2 protein-coding genes and 1 pseudogene are annotated in these 2591 nt (G+C 51.1%); all 3 read right to left on the reverse strand.

The window, feature by feature from the left end:
• A pseudogene (locus AC3OH0_RS00005) lies at nucleotides 1–836 on the reverse strand (hypothetical protein); the annotation flags it as partial.
• A gap of 1 nt (nucleotide 837) precedes the next feature.
• Nucleotides 838–1737, reverse strand: a complete 900-nt coding sequence (locus AC3OH0_RS00010) for an ABC transporter permease (RefSeq protein WP_498344302.1) — start codon at nucleotides 1735–1737, stop codon at nucleotides 838–840.
• Nucleotides 1734–2591: ABC transporter permease (locus AC3OH0_RS00015; protein WP_498344303.1), on the reverse strand; the 858-nt coding region annotated here is incomplete at its 5' end. The genes AC3OH0_RS00010 and AC3OH0_RS00015, both read right to left, overlap by 4 nt.

The following is a 2591-nucleotide window of genomic DNA, read 5'->3' on the forward strand; positions in this document are numbered from 1 at the left end:
GGCTTACCAGAGATCCACTCACCCATAGCCATCGAAACAAGGAGGGGTAGGTCGCCCTCGCAGGAGGCTGGGAACCCGTTGGAGTTGAGCAGGGATAGGGCGAGGCAGGCAGTTGTCCCTGTTAAAGGAATAATGTCGAAGCATTTAATGCTGATCCCGCTCAACCCGTAGTTTTCAATTATACTTTTCACTGCGACGTACATTTTCAAGGCCTTCTCAACCTCGTGCCTTGGCACATGTACTTCGGCAGCCTTCTCCCACACACCATGGAAATCTTCGACGGGACCAGCACTTTCATACTCTTTCACAAGGGCTTTGACAGGTATTTCAACAATCTCTGAGCCCAGTTTCTCCCGAAGCGTTTCAGGGCTCAGCTTGCTGTATACAAGCCAGTCGCTCACGCCCCCGATTAATCCGAACCTGGCATTTCTAAACCTGTCGATCACGTTGGCAATTCTCAAAACCTTTTCCAAAACCTCCGCCGTCTTCTCAACAGGTTCGACAAGTTTCACCACGTGCTTGAACCCGTTCCTCCTAAGCAGAGAAGAAGCCTCTATTGCTGCTGGAAGGCTGTTGTAGTATTTATGGGCTAGCAGGATGAGGAAACGCGACCTCTCAGCCGTGGCAGCAACGATTTTCTCCGTCCCCCCTGTAGCTATGAACACTACTCTGAGCAGGCATTCCTCTATGTTTTCAGCCGAGGGAGAATCCAGTATTCCATCGTATGCTATATTAGCGTTGACGCTGTTCAACATACCACGTACTTTTTTCTCAATTTGCCGAGAGTAATTAACGCCAATGGAGGATGAGGCTATGGAGAAGCATAGTGTTTTCACGCTACTCCCTCCTATAAGGTCTTCCGGTAAACCTGGGGGGCCTGGCTCTACCTATAACTCCCGCGGTGACGGCGAGGGTAGCAATGTAGGGTATGGTCTCCATCAAAGGCAACGGTATCATCTCTTTCAATGGAGTAAGCTTCAACCACCCTATCAAAACCCAGAAGAAGCCGAATAAGTAGCTCCCAACTATCCCAAGCAGAGGGTTCCAGTTGGCGAAGTTAACAATAGCCAGCGATATGAACCCTCTACCAGCGGGAAGGTTCTTGGTTATTGAGGACAGCCAGTCTATGGCTAGGAAAGCCCCAGCCAGCCCGGTGAATAATCCAGTTATCGTGGATGCAAGGGCTTGGGTCAGCTCTATTTTCACCCCTGTAGACTCAGCGGCCCTGGGCTCCTCACCGCAGGCTCTTAAGATCAACCCGTAGGGTGTTTTAAACAATACCCAGTAAGACCCTAGTGCTAGTATTAGACTAACGAGGAAGATTGGGGACAGGTCTGTCCCAGGTATTCGAGGAACCTTGAGGCTTGCGGGGATTGTGAAGTATCCTCTAACACCCCATACCGCCTCAACCCCGTAGGGCACGAAGCCGGATGCGAAAAGGTTTATACCTATACCGCTAATTACATGGTCGCCCTTTAAGTAGGCAGTGATTAAAGCATGTAACAGCCCAATAACCCCTCCTATTAAAACCCCTGCAACCACCCCGGCAAACGGTGATTGAAACATGTATGCGAACACTATTGAGGCAAAGCCTGAGATGAGCATTATGCCTTCTAAGCCGATGTTTACAATACCTGCTCTCTCCCCGATTATTTCCCCTACAGCAGCCAGGAGTAACGGGGTTGCAGCATAGGAGGTTTGGATTAGTATGTTAACTATTGCCTGAGCATCAATCATTTCTTCCCCCTCCACTGCTTCAACATCTTCACCAGCCCCGGCACAGCTAGTATGAGGATTATTATTCCTTGAACAGCCTTCACCATTTCAAGCGGGACCCCGCTCTCAATTTGCATACCCCGCGAACCTGCTGTCAAAGCCCCCACGAATATTGCGGCTGGAATTATCGCCAATGGGTGGTTTCTCCCGATGAGTGAGACAGCGAGCCCGTCAAACCCCAATCCTACAAGGTTCGAGAGCCCTGTGGTGATGGCGTAGTGGGGAGGTCTTCCAGCAACCTCCATGACTCCGGCAAGACCTGCTAGGCTACCAGCTATTATGAAAGAGTAAAGCATTGACCTCCTGACTTCAACGCCACCGTATCTAGCCGCGATCGGATTGAGACCGGTTGCCCTGATCTCGTATCCCAGCGCCGTGTGCCACATTATCACATACACGATTACTGTAGCTACTAGCGAGATGATTATGCCAGCGTAAAGCTCCGTCCCCGGTACCAGGAGCGGTAGCCTACCCGCCTCAGGTATCTTGATAGTCCTCTGAGGCTCTGCAGGGTCGAAGTACACGTATGTTCTACCGTATTCAACTATCCAGAAGCCAGTCCAGTTCAGCATGATTGTTGACACGACTTCGTTAACCCCTCTCTGAGACTTCAAGAAGCCTGCTATCGAGGCCCATGTAATCGCTAACAAGACCCCGAAGAGGAATTCAGCAATCAAGTACAGCCCGCTGGGTAGCGATAACGATGCCACGATCACCGCGCCGAGAGCCGCCATGTACACTTGCCCCTCAGCCCCGAGGTTGAAGACGCCTGCTCTAACGCTTACCGCGAAGGCCGCACCGGTCAGCATTAAAGG

Source organism: Thermosphaera sp. (genome assembly GCF_059755995.1).